This is a genomic window from Haloarcula terrestris, assembly GCF_031624315.1.
GTDB classification, from domain to species: Archaea; Halobacteriota; Halobacteria; order Halobacteriales; family Haloarculaceae; genus Haloarcula; species Haloarcula terrestris.
Genome location: NZ_JAMQOM010000002.1, coordinates 363,161 through 381,519, shown reverse-complemented (window position 1 = coordinate 381,519; position 18,359 = coordinate 363,161). Strand labels below are relative to the sequence as shown.

At 63.8% G+C, this 18,359-nt stretch carries 16 protein-coding genes; 5 read left to right on the top strand and 11 right to left on the bottom strand.

Annotated features, from left to right (window positions below; genetic code table 11):
• Window positions 1–12: 12 nt before the first annotated feature.
• From NDI54_RS05785 to NDI54_RS05775, 3 genes are read right to left on the bottom strand one after another with little or no spacing between them, the layout of a single operon-like run.
• Window positions 13–1,101 carry a segregation/condensation protein A gene (locus NDI54_RS05785; protein ID WP_310895523.1) on the bottom strand — a complete coding sequence of 363 codons (1,089 nt, stop codon included), beginning with the start codon at window positions 1,099–1,101 and terminating at the stop codon, window positions 13–15.
• Window positions 1,094–4,681, bottom strand: a complete 3,588-nt coding sequence (gene smc, locus NDI54_RS05780) for a chromosome segregation protein SMC (RefSeq protein ID WP_310895522.1) — start codon at window positions 4,679–4,681, stop codon at window positions 1,094–1,096. The genes NDI54_RS05785 and smc overlap by 8 nt, the downstream gene beginning before the upstream one ends.
• 21 nt (window positions 4,682–4,702) lie before the next feature.
• A complete protein-coding gene (locus tag NDI54_RS05775; RefSeq protein WP_310895521.1) occupies window positions 4,703–5,002 on the bottom strand; it encodes a DUF7518 family protein in 300 nt (99 codons plus the stop codon).
• Between the two features lie 141 nt (window positions 5,003–5,143).
• Between NDI54_RS05775 and gatB the strand changes: the two genes are divergently transcribed.
• On the top strand, window positions 5,144–6,661 hold the full coding sequence (gene gatB / locus NDI54_RS05770) for an Asp-tRNA(Asn)/Glu-tRNA(Gln) amidotransferase subunit GatB (RefSeq protein ID WP_310895520.1): 1,518 nt from the start codon (window positions 5,144–5,146) through the stop codon (window positions 6,659–6,661).
• 9 nt (window positions 6,662–6,670) lie between these two features.
• On the opposite strand, the gene NDI54_RS05765 is transcribed toward gatB, so the two are convergent.
• Window positions 6,671–7,219, bottom strand: a complete 549-nt coding sequence (locus NDI54_RS05765; RefSeq protein ID WP_310895519.1) for a hypothetical protein — start codon at window positions 7,217–7,219, stop codon at window positions 6,671–6,673.
• Between the two features lie 226 nt (window positions 7,220–7,445).
• Here NDI54_RS05765 and NDI54_RS05760 point away from each other — a divergent pair, with 226 nt between their 5' ends.
• Window positions 7,446–11,582 (top strand): DNA topoisomerase I, encoded by a 4,137-nt coding sequence (locus tag NDI54_RS05760; RefSeq protein WP_310895518.1) that lies wholly within the window; start codon window positions 7,446–7,448, stop codon window positions 11,580–11,582.
• 45 nt (window positions 11,583–11,627) lie between these two features.
• On the top strand, window positions 11,628–12,026 hold the full coding sequence (locus tag NDI54_RS05755; RefSeq protein WP_310895517.1) for a PPOX class F420-dependent oxidoreductase: 399 nt from the start codon (window positions 11,628–11,630) through the stop codon (window positions 12,024–12,026).
• 25 nt (window positions 12,027–12,051) lie between these two features.
• Here NDI54_RS05755 and NDI54_RS05750 read toward each other — a convergent pair whose 3' ends face one another.
• The 3 genes from NDI54_RS05750 to NDI54_RS05740 all read right to left on the bottom strand — a co-directional run bounded on the left by NDI54_RS05750 (window position 12,052) and on the right by NDI54_RS05740 (window position 13,185).
• Window positions 12,052–12,243 carry a hypothetical protein gene (locus NDI54_RS05750; protein WP_310895516.1) on the bottom strand — a complete coding sequence of 64 codons (192 nt, stop codon included), beginning with the start codon at window positions 12,241–12,243 and terminating at the stop codon, window positions 12,052–12,054.
• Entirely contained in the window at window positions 12,240–12,641 is a 402-nt protein-coding gene (locus NDI54_RS05745; RefSeq protein ID WP_310895515.1) for a Rieske (2Fe-2S) protein, read from the bottom strand. Before NDI54_RS05745 ends, NDI54_RS05750 begins: the two co-directional genes overlap by 4 nt.
• A 67-nt stretch (window positions 12,642–12,708) precedes the next feature.
• Window positions 12,709–13,185, bottom strand: a complete 477-nt coding sequence (locus NDI54_RS05740) for a hypothetical protein (RefSeq protein ID WP_310895514.1) — start codon at window positions 13,183–13,185, stop codon at window positions 12,709–12,711.
• 162 nt (window positions 13,186–13,347) lie between these two features.
• On the opposite strand from NDI54_RS05740, the gene NDI54_RS05735 reads away from it, so the two are divergent.
• Both NDI54_RS05735 and aspS read left to right on the top strand, forming a co-directional pair.
• Window positions 13,348–14,067, top strand: a complete 720-nt coding sequence (locus NDI54_RS05735) for a phosphoglycerol geranylgeranyltransferase (protein ID WP_310895513.1) — start codon at window positions 13,348–13,350, stop codon at window positions 14,065–14,067.
• Between the two features lie 300 nt (window positions 14,068–14,367).
• Window positions 14,368–15,672 carry an aspartate--tRNA(Asn) ligase gene (gene aspS / locus NDI54_RS05730; RefSeq protein ID WP_310895512.1) on the top strand — a complete coding sequence of 435 codons (1,305 nt, stop codon included), beginning with the start codon at window positions 14,368–14,370 and terminating at the stop codon, window positions 15,670–15,672.
• A gap of 153 nt (window positions 15,673–15,825) precedes the next feature.
• Here aspS and NDI54_RS05725 read toward each other — a convergent pair whose 3' ends face one another.
• The 4 genes from NDI54_RS05725 to NDI54_RS05710 form a co-directional block, all read right to left on the bottom strand.
• The gene (locus NDI54_RS05725) at window positions 15,826–16,008 is read right to left on the bottom strand and encodes a hypothetical protein (RefSeq protein ID WP_310895511.1); all 183 of its coding nucleotides are present in this window, start codon (window positions 16,006–16,008) and stop codon (window positions 15,826–15,828) included.
• Window positions 16,009–16,103: 95 nt separating this feature from the next.
• Window positions 16,104–16,934, bottom strand: a complete 831-nt coding sequence (choP3, locus tag NDI54_RS05720; RefSeq protein WP_310895510.1) for a cruxhalorhodopsin Chop3 — start codon at window positions 16,932–16,934, stop codon at window positions 16,104–16,106.
• Window positions 16,935–17,076: 142 nt separating this feature from the next.
• The gene (locus NDI54_RS05715; RefSeq protein ID WP_310895509.1) at window positions 17,077–17,838 is read right to left on the bottom strand and encodes an aldo/keto reductase; all 762 of its coding nucleotides are present in this window, start codon (window positions 17,836–17,838) and stop codon (window positions 17,077–17,079) included.
• An 80-nt stretch (window positions 17,839–17,918) separates the two neighbouring features.
• Window positions 17,919–18,326 (bottom strand): DUF7344 domain-containing protein, encoded by a 408-nt coding sequence (locus NDI54_RS05710; protein WP_310895508.1) that lies wholly within the window; start codon window positions 18,324–18,326, stop codon window positions 17,919–17,921.
• Window positions 18,327–18,359 lie beyond the last annotated feature (33 nt).

The following is an 18,359-nucleotide window of genomic DNA, read 5'->3' as shown; positions in this document are numbered from 1 at the left end:
GGGGACGGCATCTCAGTCCGCGACAGCCTCGTCCGACCCGGTCGTGGCGCTGGGGTCCTGAATCCAGAGGTCGCCGAAAAGGTCGTCCTGCTGGAGGCGGACTTGGCCGCGGTGGGCTAAAAAGAGCAGCCCGAGGAACGTCTCGACACGAGTCCCGCCGGCGGTGTCGACCTCTCGATACAGCACCTCTTCCCGGCCCTGGTCGTACTGCTCGCGGACGGCGTCGTGTACGTCGGCGATGATGTCGTCGATGTTCTCGGCGTGGGCCGTCCCAGTCACGTCCGCCGCCGACGGCTCCTCGTCCAGTCGCATGTCGTCGGCCCCGCGGTAGTCCAGTTCTTGGGTCCCGCGGTCGAATCCGCTCGGGGAGTCGCTGGTGTCGTACTCCCGGGACTCCTTCCACCACGATTCGCGCTCGGCGTCCCGGAGGTCCCGGACCAGTTCGTCGAGCGTCTGTGGCATCCCGCGGGCGCGGCGGCGTTCGAGCCGGCGGTCCATCTCCGACTCCAAGGCGGCGAAGGGGTCCGGCTCTTCGATGGGGGCGTCCTCGTGCATCGCCTGCTCCCACGGCTCGGCCGGCTCTTCCTCCGTCTCGCCCTCGCCGAGCATCGCGTCGCTTTTCATCCGAATCAGGACGCTCGCGTAGAACAGCGCCCGGCCCGACGTGCGCAGGTCCGCGTCGTCGATACGCTGGAGGAACTTGTCGGTGACCCGCACCACGTCGATGTCCCAGGGGTCGATTTCGCCGTCATCGGCTAGCTGGACCAGCACCTCGACCGGTTCGACATCTTCGTCCTCGCTGTCGTCGGGGTCGCTCTCGGGGCCGTTCTGAGAAGCCGTCTCGGTGTTCGAATCGGTTGATTCGCCCAACAGTTCGGCCGCATCACCTGATTCACCGGGTGGGTCGCGGTCCTCGTGGCCGGTGATATCGAGCGGGATATCCTCGTCATCGTCTTCCGGCTCACGGGTCGCTTCGCTCCCCGTTCGCGATTCCGAGGGCCCTCCGTCGCGTTGCTCCTCCGGCTCGCGGGTCACATCCGTTCCCCGCTCGCTACCCCGAGGCGCTTCCTCCGGGCGCGCCTCGCTCTCCTCGCTAGTCATCCGCCGGCACCTCCTCATCACCATCACCCTCACCGCTGAGGTCAATCCCGGTAACCGCGCTCACGTTGTCGCCCTGCATCATCACGCCGATAGCCCGCTCGGACCGCTCCAGCATAGCCGAGCGGTGCGAGACGACGACGAACTGGGCGTCGCCGGCGAGTTCGTCGACCAGTTCGCCGACGAGGTCGGCGTTGGCCGCGTCGAGGAACGCATCCACTTCGTCCAGTGCGTAGAACGGTGCGGGGTTGTGCCGCTGGATGGCGAAAATAAAGGCCAGCGCCGTCAGTGACTTCTCGCCGCCGGACATCGCGTTCAGCCGCTGAATCGGCTTGTCGCCCGGCTGGGCCTTCATCGTCAGCCCGCCCTCGAAGGGGTCGTCCTCGTCTTCGAGGTGCAGATGGCCGGTACCGTTCGAAAGCCGCTCGAAGATGTCCTGGAACTGGTCGTTGATCTCAGTGAACGACTCCATGAACGTCTCTTTCTTGCGGGCCTCGTAGGTGTCGATGCGGTCGCGGATGCCGTCGGCTTCCTCGACCAGCGTCGCCTTCTTGTCTTCGAGTTCCTGCAGGTCGTCGTTGACCCGGTCGTACTCCTCGATGGCGCGCATGTTGACCGGCTCCAGTTTCTCCATCTCAGTTTCCAGCCGGTCGATCTCCTGCTCGACGGTCTCGTGGTCGGGCACGTCCTCGGGGTCGTAGTCGCCGACCTGCGCTTCGAGTTCGTCGATTTCCCAGTCCAGGCGCTCCTGCGTTTCCTGCTCGGATTCGAGGTCCCGTTCGACTTCGGAGACGGCAGCCTGTTGCTCGTCGCGGGCCTCTTTGGCCTCCTGCAGGTCGTCTTTCAGGTCCTCGCGTTCGGATTTGAGTTCGGCCAATTCCTCTTCGAGGTCGGCGACGGCCTGTTCCTTCTCGGCTTTCAGTTCCTCCTTGTCGTCAACCGTCGCTTCGAGGTCGTCGATACGCTCCTCGTGTTCGGCCTTGCGGTTCTGTGCCGCCTCGATGTCGTCGTGGAGGTCCTCGATGGCGTCCTCGGCGTACTGCTTTTCGAGTTCGTACTCGTTGAGTTCCGCGTCGAGTTCGCTCTGGCGGTCTTCCAGCGCGTCGATGTCGTCCGTGATGGACTCCCGTTGATCGGTCAAATCAGGCAGCTCCGAGTCCTCGACCTCGCTTTCGAGCGCATCGATGTCGGCCTGGAGCGCGTCGATTTCTTCCGTCTTCGATTCGATGTCGGCCTCCAGTTCATCCATCTGGTCGGCCACGTCCTCACGCTCGTCGGCGATCTCTTCGAGATCTGCTTCCAGCTGGTCGATGCGGTCGCGGGTGTCTTCGAGAGCGCCCTGCTTGCGCTCGATGCTCGTCTCGATGTCCCGGACCTGTTCGGTCGCGTCGGATTCGCGGTCGCGGGCGTCGTCGAGGCGCTCTTCAACATCACGGAGGTCTTCACGCACGTCGGCGCGTTCCTCTTCGAGTTCGTTGATGCGCGTGGCGACCCGTTCGAGCTTCCCAGCGCCGCCCGAGAAGGAGTAGCGCGTGCCCGAGGAGGAGCCCCCGGTCATCGCGCCGGACTTCTCGACGAGGTCACCCTCAAGTGTGACCATCCGGTAGTCACCCATGAGGTCGCGGGCGGTGTCCATACTGTCGACGACGACGGTGTCGCCGAGGACGTACGAGAAGATGCCCGCGTACTCGCGGTCGAAGTCGACGAGGTTGTACGCGAAGTCGATAACGCCGTCGGCGCTGGGCAGCGACCCAAGCGAGCGGTTCTGCATCTGCGTGATCGGCAGGAACGTCGCCCGGCCGGCGCTGCGGGACTTGAGGTACTCGATACAGCGCTGCCCGACGCTGTCGTCGTCGACGACGACGTGGGCGAGTCGTCCGCCGGCAGCCGTCTCACAGGCTGTGGCGTACTCGGGGTCGACGCCACCGAGTTGGCCGACAGTGCCATGGACGCCGTCCTGACCGGCGTTGAGTATCGCCGTCACCGCGCGGCCGTACGAGGAGTCGCCGTCCTCGCCGGCCTTGGCCTCTAGCTGGGCGTACTCCTGCTGTTTCGCACTGATTTCGTCTTCGAGGTCGTCCAGATCCGACTGGAGTTCCCGCTTCTCGGACCGCAGGTCGTCGACGACCTCGCCGATGGTCGCCTTGTTCTGCTTTGCCTTCTCCAGTTCCGTCTCCAAGTCCTCGATGTCGGCTTCGAGGTCCGGAATCTCGGCTTCGGCCTCCTCGATGGCCTCGCGCTTCTCGTCTTCGGCGTTCGAGCGCCGACGGGCCTCGTCGAGGAGGCGGTCCTGCTCGCGCTGGAGGTCGTTCTTCTCGCTTTTGAGCGTCTCCAGCCGCGAGCGTTTCTCCTCCAGTTCGTCCTTGACCTCCTGGAACTCCTCGCCGACCTCGTCGATGCGCTGCTGGACCTCGGCGAGTTCGGACTCTTTCTCGGCGATGTCGGCTTTGATGTTCGATTTGGCGACTTTCGTCTCGCGGATGTCGCTTTCGAGGTCGTCGATGGTCTCCTGCTTGCGGTCGATCTGGACGAACGCCTGGCGGCGCTCGTTTTCGGCGGCCTCGACGGTCTCCTCGGCGGACTCGATTTTGTCTTCCAGCCGGGAGATGTCGCCTTTGATCTCCTCGATATCGCGCTTGATGGCGAGCTGTTCGTCCTCGCCCTTGCGCTCGATTTCCCCATTGAGTTCGTGGAGTTCGTCCTCTAGCCGGATGACCGCGCCCTGGCGCTCGTCCAGTTCCGTCTGGAGCTCTGTGAGTTCACTTTCGAGGTCGTCGATGGTTTCCTCGGCGGCAGCCAGTTCCTCGCGCTTGTCTTCGAGTTCCGCGGCCTTGCGGTAGCCCTCGTACTCCTCTTTCTCCTTGCGGAGGTCCTGATATTTGAGTGCCGTCTCGCGTTCGTCTTCAAGCTGGTCGAGGCGTTCCTGTTTCTCCTCGATGCGGAGTTCGGCCTCGTCGATGCGCTCCTGGACGACCTCCAGTTCGTCGAAGGCGTCGGCCTTCTTCGCGTCGAACTGGGCGACGCCGGCGATCTCGTCGATGATCTCCCGACGGGAGCCGGCGGTCATGTTGATGATCTCGGTCACGTCGCCCTGCATGACGACGTTGTACCCCTCAGGGGTGACGCCGGCCTGGGCGAGCAGGTCCTGAATGTCTGAGAGGTTGACCGAGCGGCCGTTGATGTAGTAGTAGGAGTAGTAGTTGTCCTCGGTTTCCTTGACCCGGCGCTTGATGGCGATTTCGTCCACGTCGCCAACGTCCTCCGTGCCGGCAGCGTTAACGACTTGTGACCGCGATAGTGTTCGGTCGTCGTTTGCCAGAATTACCTCGACGCTGGCCTGGCGCTCGCCGTCGTACTCGGCGTCTTCGTCGGCGTGGCCGGGGTTGTAGATGAGGTCAGTGAGTTTCTCGGCTCGGATACCCGAGGTGCGGGCGAGTCCGAGCGCGAACAGAATTGCGTCGATAATGTTGGACTTGCCCGAGCCGTTCGGGCCGCTGATGGTAGTGAAGTCTTCGTAAAACGGAATTCGGGTCTTACGCCCGAAGCTCTTGAAGTTGTCGAGGACGAGCTCTTTGATATGCATGCGGTGGTGTGGCCGACAGCCCTACGCGACGATGATGTCGGACTCCGAGTCCTCCTCGGTCTCGGCCTCCGACGCGGCCTCGGCTTCCTCCCTGTTATCACTCTCGTTGGTATCCTCGGTGTTAGGTGTGTCGGCCTCAGCCGGGGTGGCCGATTCCTCCGAGTCGGACTCGTCGGCGCTGAATCCGTTGTCCTCGTCGACGCTGGCTTCGAGTTCGCGGATACGGACCTTGCATTCGACGAGTTCGTCGGTCAGTCCCTCGACCGACGCTTCCAGTTCTCTGACGCGCGTTTCGAGTTCCTCGACTCGGTTGCCGCACATACCCGAAACCCATCCATTGTGGACACTTATACCTACGTCAGACATTGGCAGTTCGAGTGATACGTCCGCTCCGGTGGGTCCCGGAGGTGATGCCTGTATCGGGTCGTTAGCCTTTAGCCACGCGCCACCGAACCCCGGACAATGACTGCGCAAGCGTCCGAGTCCCGCGAGCTCGCGGCCGTCATCGGGCTGGAGGTCCACGTCCAGCTCGAGACGGAGACGAAGATCTTCTGTGGCTGTTCGACCGACGTGGCCGACGCCGAACCCAACACCCACACCTGCCCGGTGTGTCTCGGCCTGCCCGGCGCGCTCCCGGTTGTCAACGAGGGCGCTGTCGAGGCCGCCGTCAAGGTCGGCAAGGCCATCGACGCCGATATTCCGGAGGAAACCACGTTCCACCGGAAGAACTACTACTACCCCGACCTCCCGAAGAACTTCCAGATAACCCAGTACGACTCGCCCATCTGCCAGGACGGCGAGCTGGAATTTTCCGTCGAGAGCGAGCGCCGCAGCGTCGACATCCGCCGGGCACACCTCGAAGAGGACCCCGGCTCCATCAAGCACGTCCGCGAGGGCACGGGACCGCTTGAATCCCGGACCTGTTCTATCGAGCGCGCGGACTACACGCTCATCGACTACAACCGCGCCGGCACGCCGCTGATGGAGATCGTCACCGAGCCGGACTTCCGCGCGCCGGGCGAGGTGCGGTCGTTCCTCGAAAAGCTCGAAGAGGTGCTCGAATACCTCGGCGTGTTCGATGCGACGCGGGACGGGAGCCTCCGCATCGACGCGAACCTCTCGATGGTCGATGCCGACGAAGTGGGCGAGGACGGCGACATCGACGAGTCTGTTCTCGAAGACGCCAACCGAACCGAGGTCAAGAACATCTCCAGTCACAAGGGCGCGGAGCAGGCCCTCTCCTTTGAGGCCTCCCGCCAGCGGAAGCTCATCCAGTCGGGCCGCGCCGTCGAGCAGGAGACCCGCCACTTCAACGAGACCCACGGCAACACGGTGTCGATGCGCTCGAAAGAAGAGGAGAAGGACTACCGCTACTTCCGGGAGGCCGACCTGCCGCCACTGCGAGTCAGCCACTGGAAGGACGAGGTCCCGATTCCGGAACTCCCCGACGCCCGCCGCGAGCGGTTCGTCGACGAGTACGGCCTCAGCGAGGAGGCCGCCTCGAAGCTCACGAGTACGAAGCAGGTCGCGGACTTCTTCGAGGACGTGGCCGAGCGCTTCGACGCCGACCTCGCTGCGACCTGGGTCGCCGACAATCTGCTGGGCGAACTGAACTACCGCGACATGGAAATCACGGACATCGACGACCGCTTCGACGAGGCGACTCGCCTCGTCGAACTCGTCGCCGAGGACGAGATCACCGCGAAAAACGCCCGTGAGACCGTGCTTCGGGAGATGCTCGACACGGGCGAGGACCCCGATGCAGTCGTCGACCGCGAGGGGCTGGGCAAGACCTCCGGCGACGAGGTCCAGCAGGCCGTCGTGGCCGCCATCGACGAGAACCCCGACGCTGTCGAGGACTACCACAACGGCGAGGGCGGCGCGATCAACTTCCTCGTGGGTCAGGTCATGCAAAAGACCGGCGGCAGCGCCGACCCCGGCGATGTGAACGGGTTGCTGCGCGAGGAACTGGAGAGCTGAGGCCGGCAGTCAGGACTCGCTCGACGCAGGCGGCTCGGTGCTGTCACGCTGGTTGTCCGGAATAATCGCCGGGTCTTTCCACAGCAAGGTCACGAAGATAGCGGCCGCAATCGCTTCGAGCGTCTTGAGGCCGGACTCGACCGGTTCGGTGTTGAAGTGGTCGAGTATCAGCAGGACGGTGCTGCCGCCGCCGTGGTGGCCGCCGCTGCCGGACGATGGCGCGGAGAACCCCTCGACGAGGAAGGCCCCGTGGCCGGTGGCGTGCCAGAACACCCAGCCGGCGATGGCGGCGACCATGAGCAGCGTGCCGGCGATGTAGGCGTTGCGCAGGCCGACGATACCGCGAGTGACGAGATACGGCCCGGCGAGCAAGACCGCGGCGAAAGCGACAAACAGGAACGGGCGGGGGTCCGGCGGCAGGCCCTGGCCCAGCAGTCCGCTCATCGCCTGCGCGTAGATGATGCTTCGCGGGAGTCCCCACCAGAGGTGAAACGCCGCCGTCGCGAACACGAGCGCGGCGGCCGTTCCGCGGAGGAGTTTTGTCGTCCGGCGGTCCATACCGATAGTCGGAGTGTCACCGGCAAGAGTGCATCGAAGTTGTGAGTGTCGCCGTCGGCCAGTGGCAGCCCAGAGACGAACGCCGGACTGGTAAAGGGCATTCTCTACGCGGGCGCGAGCGGCCCCGCAAGCGCCCGCACACCCGCGCTGTCGCCTGAATTTCCCGAAAGCCTTTAGAACAGTTGACTCCGTAGCGACGAGTAATGACAGAGACAGGTGGTGTCTGATGCGGTTGATTATCACCGAGAAAGACAACGCCGCACGCCGCATCGCGGAGATCCTCTCCGAGGGGAGCGCGTCCGCGAGCCGGCAAAACGGCGTCAACGTCTATCGGTGGGGAAACACCCGCGTCGTCGGCCTCTCCGGCCACGTCGTCGGCGTCGACTTCCCCGAGGAGTACAACGACTGGCGCGACGTGGAGCCGGTGGAACTCATCGACGCCGACGTGACGAAGGAGCCGACCCAGGAGAACATCGTCACGACGCTGCAGCAACTGGCGCGCGAGGCCGACGAGGCCACCATCGCGACTGACTACGACCGCGAGGGGGAACTCATCGGCAAGGAGGCCTACGAACTCATCCGCGAGGAGACCGACGCGCCCGTCGACCGCGTCCGCTTCTCCTCGATTACCGAACGGGAGGTCCGTGACGCCTTCGCCAACCCCGACGACATCGACTTCGACCTGGCGGCCGCGGGCGAGGCCCGCCAGATAATCGACCTCGTGTGGGGCGCGGCGCTCACCCGCTTCCTCTCGCTGTCGGCCCGGCAGTTGGGCGACGACTTCATCTCCGTGGGCCGGGTCCAGTCGCCGACGCTGAAACTCATCGTCGACCGCGAGCGCGAGATCCAGGCCTTCGACCCCGAGGACTACTGGGAAATCTTCGCCGACCTCCAGAAGAACGGCTCGGCCTTCGAGGCCCAGTACTTCTACGACGACGACGGCAAAGAGGCCGAGCGGGTCTGGGTCGAGGACGACGCCGACGCCGCCTACGCCGACCTGACGAGCGTCGACGCGGCGACGGTGACGAGCGTCCGCCGCCGGACCCGCACCGACAGCCCGCCGACGCCGTTCAACACCACCGCCTTCATCTCCGCCGCCAGTTCGCTGGGCTACTCCGCCCAGCGCGCTATGTCCATCGCCGAGGAGCTGTACACCACCGGCTACATCACGTACCCCCGTACCGACAACACGGTCTACCCGGACGACCTCGAAGAGGACGCCCTGCTTGATGAGTTCGTCGGGGCCGGCCACTTCGGGGAGGACGCCGAAGCGCTGCTGGAGCAGGACGACATCACCGCCACCGAGGGCGACGAGGAGACGACCGACCACCCGCCCATCCACCCAACGGGCGAGATTCCGCCGAAGGCCGACCTCTCCGACGACGAATGGGAGATTTACGAACTGGTCGTCCGGCGCTTCTTCGCGACGGTCGCCGAGGCCGCGACGTGGGAACACCTCCGCGTCGTCGCCGACGCCGGCGGCCGCTCGCTGAAGGCCAACGGCAAGCGCCTTGTCGAACCGGGCTATCACGCGGTGTACCCCTACTCCAGCGCCAGCGAGAACCACGTCCCCGACGTGGAGGAGGGCGAGGAACTGGCGATCTCCGAGGTGCGGATGGAGGACAAACAGACACAGCCGCCGCGCCGCTACGGCCAGTCGCGGCTCATTCAGACCATGGAGGACAAGGGGCTCGGGACGAAATGCCTCACAGCGGACAGTAACGTGCTTGTCAGGTCCGCAAACGGGGATATCGAGCGGCAAACGGTTGCTTCGCTGTTTAGCGACGGACAGGTCGTCCTCGCTGACGGGGACACGGATATTGCGGTCAGCAATGAGACGCCGACGGTCCTCTCGCTTGACGAAGCGGCTGAAAAGGTCTCCGAACAGGAATCAACGCTTATCAGTGAGCGGCCGCTGAGTGGCGATGAGAACGTTCGAACAATCGAAACCAGTCGCGGGACGATTACAGTTACTGACGACCATCCAATGTACGTCCGGCAGGACGGCGATGTCACGGTCCGTCCAGCGTCGGATATCGAGGCGGGAACCGAGCTTGTCGCGGCTCGTAGACCGCCGGACACGATGGTCGAACCATCCGACGAAACGGTACTTTCGTGGGAAACGTTCGCTACGGGCTGCGACAAGAACTCGAAGCTCTACGGCGTGGATTGCGGAACAGAGCTCGCGGCACAGCGAACGGCGCGTAACGAAAGCCAGGCTGCGTTTGCCGAGCGATACGGTTCCTACGGGTCTGCGGTCGGAAAATACGAACGCGGTGAGAAAGATATCCCCGTCTGGTTGCTCGGCGAGTTGGATATCCGGTCAGACAGAATCCACGGGCTGAATTACGAAACGACCTTCGAGAATCCGTTCCCGTTAGAGTGGTCGCCCGAGCTAGCGCGAGTCGTTGGTTGTCTCTTGGGTGATGGCTCGATACACCGCAACGACGACGAGAACGTCGTTGACGTGCGGTATCACAACACGGATGAGGCATTGATAGAACGATTCGCTCGGGATATCGAACGACTATTCGATATCGAGCCGACTGTCACCGACCGTCCGGGGCGAGAGTCACATCACAAGCGAAAGTATCAGGTCGATATTCCATCAGCGGTTGGGCGTGTCCTCATGTGCGTGTTAGAAGCCGTAACTGAGAACGGAACACCGGTTCTTCCGGCCGCAGTTCGGCCAGCGTTCGTTGGTGCACTGTTCGATGATGAGGGCCATATTTCCCGAGAAGGGAAAGCCTTCATCTCAAACACGGACCACACGCTTCTGACAGGCGTTGGAGAAATGCTCGCGGAGCTGGGTATTGAAACGAAACTGGCACCCGACCAGCACAAGCTCCACATTCGGGGACGGCGGAACCTCGAACAGTTCCTCGATAGGATACCCATTGCGTCAGACGAAAAGTTCTATCGGGGATTCGACGCGCTCACCGCGTATGACGTAACCACGAGGAAAGCAGAGCTACTGGAAGCGATTCGGCGGGAACCGAAGACGAGTGCCGTACTCGCCCAGACTCTCGGCGTCACCCAGGTCAGCGTAAACAAGTATCTTCGTGAGCTGCGCGAGAGCGGCCACGTCGAAAAACGGGTGGAAGGAAGCAATCGAAGTCTGGACGAGAACAGAACTGTTCGGTATGTTGCAGCCGATTTCAAGGAGACGGTGTATGCGACACTCCGCGGCGAACCGTCGTCGGTCACCGTCGAAAGTGTCGAGCGCTGCGAGTATGATGGGCCTGTGTATGACCTCACTGTCAGCGAGAACGCGCCAAACTTCGCCGTCGAGGGCGGTGCAGTAGTTCACAACTCGACGCGCCACAACTCCATCGAGAAACTGTACGACCGCGGCTACATCGAGGGCGATCCGCCCCGGCCGACGACGCTGGCGATGGCCGTCGTCGAAGCCGCCGAGGAGTTCGCTGACCACGTCGTCAGCGACGAGATGACCGCCCAGTTGGAGGCCGACATGACCGCCATCGCCAACGGCGAGGAAACGCTCGATACGGTGGCCGACGAGTCCCGCGAGATGCTCAAACGCGTGTTCGATGAACTGCGCGACTCCCGCGAGGAAATCGGCGAGCACCTCCAGGAGTCACTGAAGGCCGACAAGACGCTCGGCCCCTGTCCCAAGTGCGGCGAGGACATGCTGGTCCGGCGCTCGCGCCAGGGGTCGTACTTCGTCGGCTGCGACGGCTTCCCCGAGTGTCGCAACACGCTCCCGCTGCCCTCGACGGGCGAGCCGCAAGTGCTCGAAGAGCACTGCGAGGAACACGACATGCACCACGTGAAGATGCTCGCCGGCCGAGACACCTTCGTCCACGGCTGTCCCCGCTGTGAGGCCGAGAAAGCCGAGGAGAGCGAGGACGAGGTCATCGGACCGTGTCCCGAGTGTGGCGTTGCTCCGGAGGAGCAACGAGGCGAAGGCGGCGAAGCCGCCGAAGCGGAGGGCGGAGAGTTGGCCATCAAACACCTCCGCTCGGGCTCCCGACTCGTCGGCTGTACGCGCTACCCCGACTGCGACTACTCGCTGCCGCTGCCCCGCAACGGCGACATCTCGGTGACCGAGGCGTTCTGTGAGGAACACGACCTGCCGGAGCTAGTCATCGACGCCGACAGCGACGACCCGTGGGAGCTGGGCTGTCCCATCTGCAACTACGAGGAGTACCAGGCCCGGACCGCCGTCGAAGACCTGGAGGACCTGAGCGGCATCGGCTCCGCGACGGCGGAAAAGCTCGGCGACGCCGGCGTCGACTCGTTGGCGGCGCTCCGGGAGGCCGATCCCGACATCATCGCCACCGAAGTGCAGGGCGTCAGCGCCACGCAGGTCCAGGAGTGGCAGGACGAACTCGAAGCCTGACGCCGGCGGTACCATTAATCGTCTCCCGGGCGACTGTCTGAACCTGTGCCAGCTATTCCCTCGGAGTTCCACGACCTTTTCGAGACCGCCACTATCGCACATGTGACGACGATGACGCCGGACGGCAAGCCACACGCCACCCCGGTGTGGATCGACTACGACAGTGACGACGAGATGCTGCTGATAAACACCGAGCGCGGCCGGCAGAAGACGCGCAACGTCGAGGCCGACCCGACCGTCGCCGTGAGCATGACCGACCCGGAGAACCCGTATCGGTTCCTCTCCGTGACGGGCGAGGTCGAGGAGATAACCACGGAGGGCGCGCGCGAACACATCGACGTGCTGGCACAGCGCTATATGGGCGAAGACGAGTATCCGAACCCGATAGAGACCGAGCGGGTTATTCTCCGCATTCGAGCTGACGAAGTCCGAGGCGGCGGATAGTGAGCCGGCGGACGGGCCCCGCTGCTCAATCAATCACGAACGACACGCCGTCACACACCGGGCAGGCGACGGCCTCAGCGTTGTCAGCCGTCACCGCATCGACAGCGCCGTAGACGATGGCGTGCGTTACCGGTTCGGGAATCTGGCGCTCACAGAGCGGGCACTCGACGACGCCGGCCCGTAGCCGGTCCCGGTCGATACTGTTGCCGGCGGTCACAACTGGAGGTGTGAGGTGGAACTTGGCCCGTCGTCGTCATCGATGCCGCCCTCGTGGGCGAACGTGTAGGCGTCATCTGTGAGGAACACGTCGCCGTGAGTCTCGGATATTTCCACGCCGGGGAGCGTCGTCCCGGCGGCGTCGCCGTTGTCGCAGCCGCCGCTGCAGGCGTCGAACAGCGAGCCGTGTCGGGGGCAGATGAGTTGGTCGCCACGCATCGGGACGCCCCGCCCGGTGTCGAACCGCTGTGCCTCGTGGGTGCATCGGTTCACCCACGCCTCGACGCCGTCCTCGCAGGGGACCAGAACGACCTCTTCGAGGTCGCCGTAGGGGTCTTCGGCGGTGAACAGCCACGACCCGTCCTCGTGGACCGTCTCGACTGTCGTGAGTTGCTGCACGGGCGGCGTATTCGGCCGCCGCCGGTATCAGCGTTGTCGTACGGAGTATGGAGTACCGACGCAAGCCTCATTCGCCGGTTTCTGCGGCGATAAGTCGGACCAAGGCGGTGACGAACACCTCGAACAGACGCCAGACCAGCACGCAACTGACCACGAGAACGGCAAAGACGATTGCGACGAGCCAGACGAGGAGGCCGAACTGCAGTTGGGTGAGCAGCCCCGTCGCCAGCCCGACGAGGAACCCGCCGACGAAGAGGCCGCCAGCGCCCTGGAGACAGCGGCGCTGCCAGTGGTCGAACGCAAGCGTGTCTTCGGCACCCAACAGCGATGGCAAGGCGATGCCGAGCCCGGCACCGCCCAGTGCAAGGATAAAAAAGACGCTGCCGAACAGATACGAGAGTCCTCGGACAAAGCCGTCGCCGGACGACGACGCTGTCGGCATCGTCGAGAAGGAGTACAGTACTGCCACCGTCACGACGGCCCCCGTGAGAACGAGGACGGCCCGGATGGCAGCGACAACGTACCGGTGCTTGTCCGTTGTCATCGTCTCCCGATTGTAACATAGTCATCATAAATCTTCGGAGACGAGGGGACCGAAACGGTCCCGGTCGGGTGCTGTCGGGCTGTCCGACCGGAGCTGTCGGAGACGCTCACCGGGATCGGTGTATCCGAAGCGGTTATACGGCCACGCGCAAGTCTGGCAGGTATGAGCGACTGGGCGGACTGGGACCACATCGTGAAGATAGACCCCGACAAGACGCTGGTCGACGGAGAGACGTTCGAAGATGTCGCGGCGACGGGGACCGACGCCATTGAGGTCGGCGGGACCACCGGGATGACAGAGGAGAAGATGAAGCGGGTCGTCGACGCCTGCGGAAAACACGACATTCCCGTGTACATCGAACCGTCCAACCCAGCGTCAGTCGTCCACAGCGACCGTCACGACGGGTATCTCATCCCGGTCGTGATGAACGCCGGCGACGTGGCCTGGATCACCGGCGCGCACAAGGAGTGGATACGCATGGACGACGAGATCGACTGGTCCCGGACCTTCACCGAGGCCTACATCGTGCTGAACCCCGAGGCGTCGGTGGCGTCCTACACGCAGGCCAACTGCGACCTCGACGCGGACGACGTGGCCGCCTACGCCGAAGCCGCCGAACACCTCCTCGGCCAGGAGATCGTCTACGTCGAGTACTCGGGGATGCTCGGCGACACCGACATCGTCGCCGCCGCGGCGGATATCCTCGACGACGCCACGCTGTTTTACGGCGGTGGCATCCACGACTACGAGTCCGCGCGAACGATGGCACAGCACGCGGATACTATCGTCGTCGGCGACCTCGTCCACGACGAAGGCGTCGATGCGGTTCGAGAGACGGTGAAAGGCGCGAAGGACGCGACGGCGCCCACGGCCGACCGCTAACTCGGAGTCGCGTGTTCGGCGGGCGCGCTGTGCTTGCGTCCCCTGAGCTACTCACGGTTCATTTCGTTCACCGTTCGTCATTTCGAGGGTCTCTCACTGCAGTTTTGCCTTCCGCTGCTCGCGGGTCGCGATGCTCCCCACTCGCTATTTCGGGGGGCACGAACAGAGTGAGTGACCCTCGCATCCCTAGCTGCTCACGGCTCACTTCGTTCGCCGCTCGCCATATCGATGTCGTTCCCTTCGGTCACGACCTCGCCACGAAAGACTGTCCTTAAGTTACGGCCACAAGAACGGACACCCATGGAAAACCGCACCTACACAGCGGACGCAGCGCCGGGTGACACGGTCACCGTCGCCGGCTGGGTCCACGAGATCCGAGACCTCGGTGGAATCGCCTTCCTCATTCTCCGGGACACTACCGGGAAGATTCAGGTCAAGTTCGAGAAAGACGAGATGGACGACGACCTCGTGGACACAGGTCTAGGCGTCCAGCGCGAGTCGGTCATCTCCGTCACGGGCGACGTGGAGGAAGAGCCACGCGCACCGACCGGCGTCGAGGTCACGCCCGAATCGGTCGACGTGATTTCCGAGGCTGATCCCGAACTGCCGCTGGACCCGTCGGGCAAGGTCGACGCCGAACTGCCGACCCGCCTCGACAACCGGACCCTCGACCTCCGCAAAGACGAGGTCAAGGCCATCTTCGAGATCCGCGCGGAAGTCCTTCGGTCGGTCCGCGAGGCGTTCCGCGAACTCGACTGCACGGAGATCAACACGCCGAAGATCGTCGCCACGGGGACCGAGGGCGGCACCGAGCTGTTCCCGATCACCTACTTCGGGCAGGAAGCGTTCATGAACCAGAGCCCGCAGCTGTTCAAGCAGCTGATGGTCGGCTCCGGCCTCGAACGCGTCTTCGAGATCGGCCCGATCTTCCGCGCCGAGGAGCACAACACGCCGCGGCACCTCAACGAGGCGACCTCCATCGACTTCGAGTCAGCCTTCTACGACCACACCGAGGCGATGGACGCCTGCGAACACGTCGTCCAGTCCGCCTACGAGGGCGTCGCCGAGAACTGCCAGGACGAACTCGAAGCGCTCGGCCTCGAAGACGAGTTCGCGGCCCCCGAGGGCGACTTCCCGCGACTCACGTACGAGGAGGCGCTGGACCGCATCAACGCCACCGGCGAACTCGACGAGCCGCTGGTGTGGGGCGACGACCTCTCGACGGAGGCCGAGCACGTCCTCGGCCAGGAAGTCGGCGAGCACTACTTCATCACCGACTGGCCCAGCGAGATCAAGCCGTTCTACATCAAGGACCACGACGACGATGCAGAGGTTTCGACCGGCTTCGACATGATGCACCCGTCGATGGAACTGGTCTCTGGTGGCCAGCGTGAGCACCGCTTCGACCACCTCGTCGAAGGGTTCGAACAGCAGGGCCTGGACCCGGAGGCCTTCGAGTACTACACCAAGATGTTCAAGTACGGCATGCCGCCACACGCCGGCTGGGGACTCGGCGGCGAGCGCCTCATCATGACGATGCTCGGGCTAGAGAACATCCGCGAGGCTGTGCTGTTCCCGCGAGATCGGCAGCGTCTGAGTCCGTAGGAAGCGAGGTTCTTTTTTCGGTCAGAAACTCGAACTGCGAGCGGAAGCGGAGCGACACGCGAGCGCACGTTTACTAACCGATAGCAGTGGCGAGCCACAGGTCTACACACTGTTCCAAGCCGACACGAAAGGGGGAGTGCGACGCCGCTCCAGCTATGCGTTCGACGCCGCCTGTTTCAGAATCTGTGGCGTGACCACAACTTCGAGCGCGGCGATACCGAGTGCGACATACCGTATCGTTCCCTCAAGGAAGAGGAACGCGACAGCCGCGACGACTGCGGCGCTAACCAGTGGGATGCCGTAGTGAACAGCCGGGATTTCGAGAGGGGAGGGCATACAGACTAGTCCATTGGGCGACAGCTCAAAGTGATTTTTGCATCCAAACGAGCCCGCGGTGGGGCCACCGCAGCGGCCGCATTGCCACGTCCGACTCAGTCGTCCGCGGGCGCAGCACCGCCGGACCCGATATTCGTCCCGGCCTGGGAGACAGTGCCTTCGTTGGCGGCGACCCAGCGCAGGAGCAGGAACGCGAAGACGTACTTCGCGAGGATGTCCAGTCCGGAGTAGCCCCACGAGGTGACGCCGACGCTCAGGAGCGCAAGCCCCTCAGAGCCCAGCGCCCACAGAATCGGGTAGCCGAGCCACAGCACCACGGTCAGCAGCTTGAGCGTCCCGAATATCTCGCTCGTGCCGGCGGCCTGTGCATCGGCCGGCCACTCGACGAGCAGAACGTACAGGACGGCAACGAAAAACGCACAGCTGATGCCGTAAAACACCCAGCGCAGCAGGTGCGAGGAGGTGATGAGCGCGGCCGCGAGGCCAGTGATACACATCCCGATGTCCATCGTGATAGCGGTGAACAGCGACGCCATATCGGTGTCGGCCAGCAGACCCAACGCCAGGAGGATCATCGGCGTCGAGAACGTCCAGGTCAGATACCGGCCCCACGGGGACAGGACCTCCTGGCCGGCCAGCGCGTGACCCGGCGGCATCTGTAAGAACCCGACAGTCAGTCCGGACGCCAGGCCGACGTAACTGGAGATTGAAACCAGCGGGACCAGCATCGTCGCGACCCAGATGAGTTTCGCCCGGGACGATTCGAGCTCACGGCCCATCGCGACGAACAGGAGGATCACGACGCCTGCCAGCGCGATGTTCACCCAGAGCGATGAGTTCAGGAGGACGTTCGACTGGATCTCTTGGAGCACTTCAGACTGTGTCGCCTGGAGTACTGTCGTTGCAGTGGTACTGGCAGCTGTCATACATCTGATATAGGGAAGGGCCACTTAAGACCGTATGGCCAAACGGTATCGGTAGTCGGTTTATATTCAGGCTCCAGAAAGCGACGCTCACTCACGGGTTGTGACATGAAAAACGAGTAACAGTCCACTGCCCGGAGCGACCTTACTCGGGGAACAGTTCCTCTTCGTACTCGATAGCTTCGATGCGCTGGATCTCGGCGTCGCTCAACTGGAGGTCGGCGGCGGCGAGGTTCGCTTCGAGATGTGCCTGCGAGGACGCTTTCGGAATCGTGACGACGTTGTCGTAGCTGGTCACCCAGGCGATGCTGACCGCGGCCGGCGTGGCCTCGTGGGCCTCAGCGATGTCGACGATAGTCTGTTCCTCGAACACGCGACCGCCGGCCAGCGGGGAGTACGCGACCAGTGGATAGCCGCGTTCCTGTGCGTCGGCGAGCAGCGACTCACGCCAGTACAGCGGGTGGAACTCGGCCTGGTGTGCGGCTATCGCGTCGAGATGGTCCCGGGCGACCGCTAGCTGGTCCGGATCGAAGTTCGAGAGCCCGACGTACTCGGTCAGTCCCGCCTCGCGGACGGCCTCGACAGCGGGCAGCGTCGTATCGGGGTCGTAGTCGCCCCGCGGTCTGTGAACGTACAGGAGGTCGACGGCGTCGAGGCCGAGCCGGTCCAGGCTGTCCTCGGTCTCTGGCCGGACAGCCGACGCCCCGAGCGCGTCGGTCCAGAGTTTCGTCGCGACAGTCAGGTTGGCCCGGTCGGTGTCAGCGACGGCGATGCCCGCGCCCACGACGCCCTCGTTGTCGTATATCTGTGCGGTGTCGAGATGGCGGTAGCCACAATCGAGAGCCGTTTTGACGACGGCCTCGTCCTCGATACCCATCGTGCCGAGTCCGACCGGTGGGAGATCCATGTATCGGGGTTCGGCGCCCTCGCAAAAAGCAGTAGCATCTCCGACAGGCCACATCCCCCCAGATGCGGCCTGTCAGCCCGTTAGAAGTCTGTGCGTCGCGTGACCGCCTCTGCGTGATCAGCCCACTTTTCGACGGTGGGTGATCCCCAGTACTTGACCGCACCGCTGCGCTCGTCGTAGTCGATGAGGCCGATCCGGTGAAGTATCGGCAAGTGCTCCTCTTCGAGTTGGGTCCGGATCGTCGACGGCGACGTACTTGCCCCACCATTCGTGCTCCTGGCTTCTTTCTTCGAGACCGCCGTTGCCAGCGTCTCGACATCTGTTGCCGTTTGGTCGCCGGTCGCGAAGTAGTGACAGACGGCACGCCGTCGCCAGTCCGCCAAGACCTCGAACACGTCGTCGACCTCCGCCGTGGACAGTGTTCTGTCCGACGGCGTCATCCCACACCACTGGTCACTGCGTGGATTTCCGCTCCTTTGGTTACTCATCAATGCATATAAAATTAATATCTCTATGAGGTA

Coding starts and splice junctions, on each gene's coding strand:
- NDI54_RS05735 (WP_310895513.1), top strand. CDS start 13,348: ATGAGCGACTGGGCGGACTGGGACCACATCGTGAAGATAGACCCCGAC.
- gatB (WP_310895520.1), top strand. CDS start 5,144: ATGACTGCGCAAGCGTCCGAGTCCCGCGAGCTCGCGGCCGTCATCGGG.
- NDI54_RS05765 (WP_310895519.1), bottom strand. CDS start 7,219: ATGGACCGCCGGACGACAAAACTCCTCCGCGGAACGGCCGCCGCGCTC.
- NDI54_RS05740 (WP_310895514.1), bottom strand. CDS start 13,185: ATGACAACGGACAAGCACCGGTACGTTGTCGCTGCCATCCGGGCCGTC.
- NDI54_RS05760 (WP_310895518.1), top strand. CDS start 7,446: ATGCGGTTGATTATCACCGAGAAAGACAACGCCGCACGCCGCATCGCG.
- choP3 (WP_310895510.1), bottom strand. CDS start 16,934: ATGACAGCTGCCAGTACCACTGCAACGACAGTACTCCAGGCGACACAG.
- aspS (WP_310895512.1), top strand. CDS start 14,368: ATGGAAAACCGCACCTACACAGCGGACGCAGCGCCGGGTGACACGGTC.
- NDI54_RS05710 (WP_310895508.1), bottom strand. CDS start 18,326: ATGAGTAACCAAAGGAGCGGAAATCCACGCAGTGACCAGTGGTGTGGG.
- NDI54_RS05775 (WP_310895521.1), bottom strand. CDS start 5,002: ATGTGCGGCAACCGAGTCGAGGAACTCGAAACGCGCGTCAGAGAACTG.
- smc (WP_310895522.1), bottom strand. CDS start 4,681: ATGCATATCAAAGAGCTCGTCCTCGACAACTTCAAGAGCTTCGGGCGT.
- NDI54_RS05725 (WP_310895511.1), bottom strand. CDS start 16,008: ATGCCCTCCCCTCTCGAAATCCCGGCTGTTCACTACGGCATCCCACTG.
- NDI54_RS05785 (WP_310895523.1), bottom strand. CDS start 1,101: ATGACTAGCGAGGAGAGCGAGGCGCGCCCGGAGGAAGCGCCTCGGGGT.
- NDI54_RS05715 (WP_310895509.1), bottom strand. CDS start 17,838: ATGGATCTCCCACCGGTCGGACTCGGCACGATGGGTATCGAGGACGAG.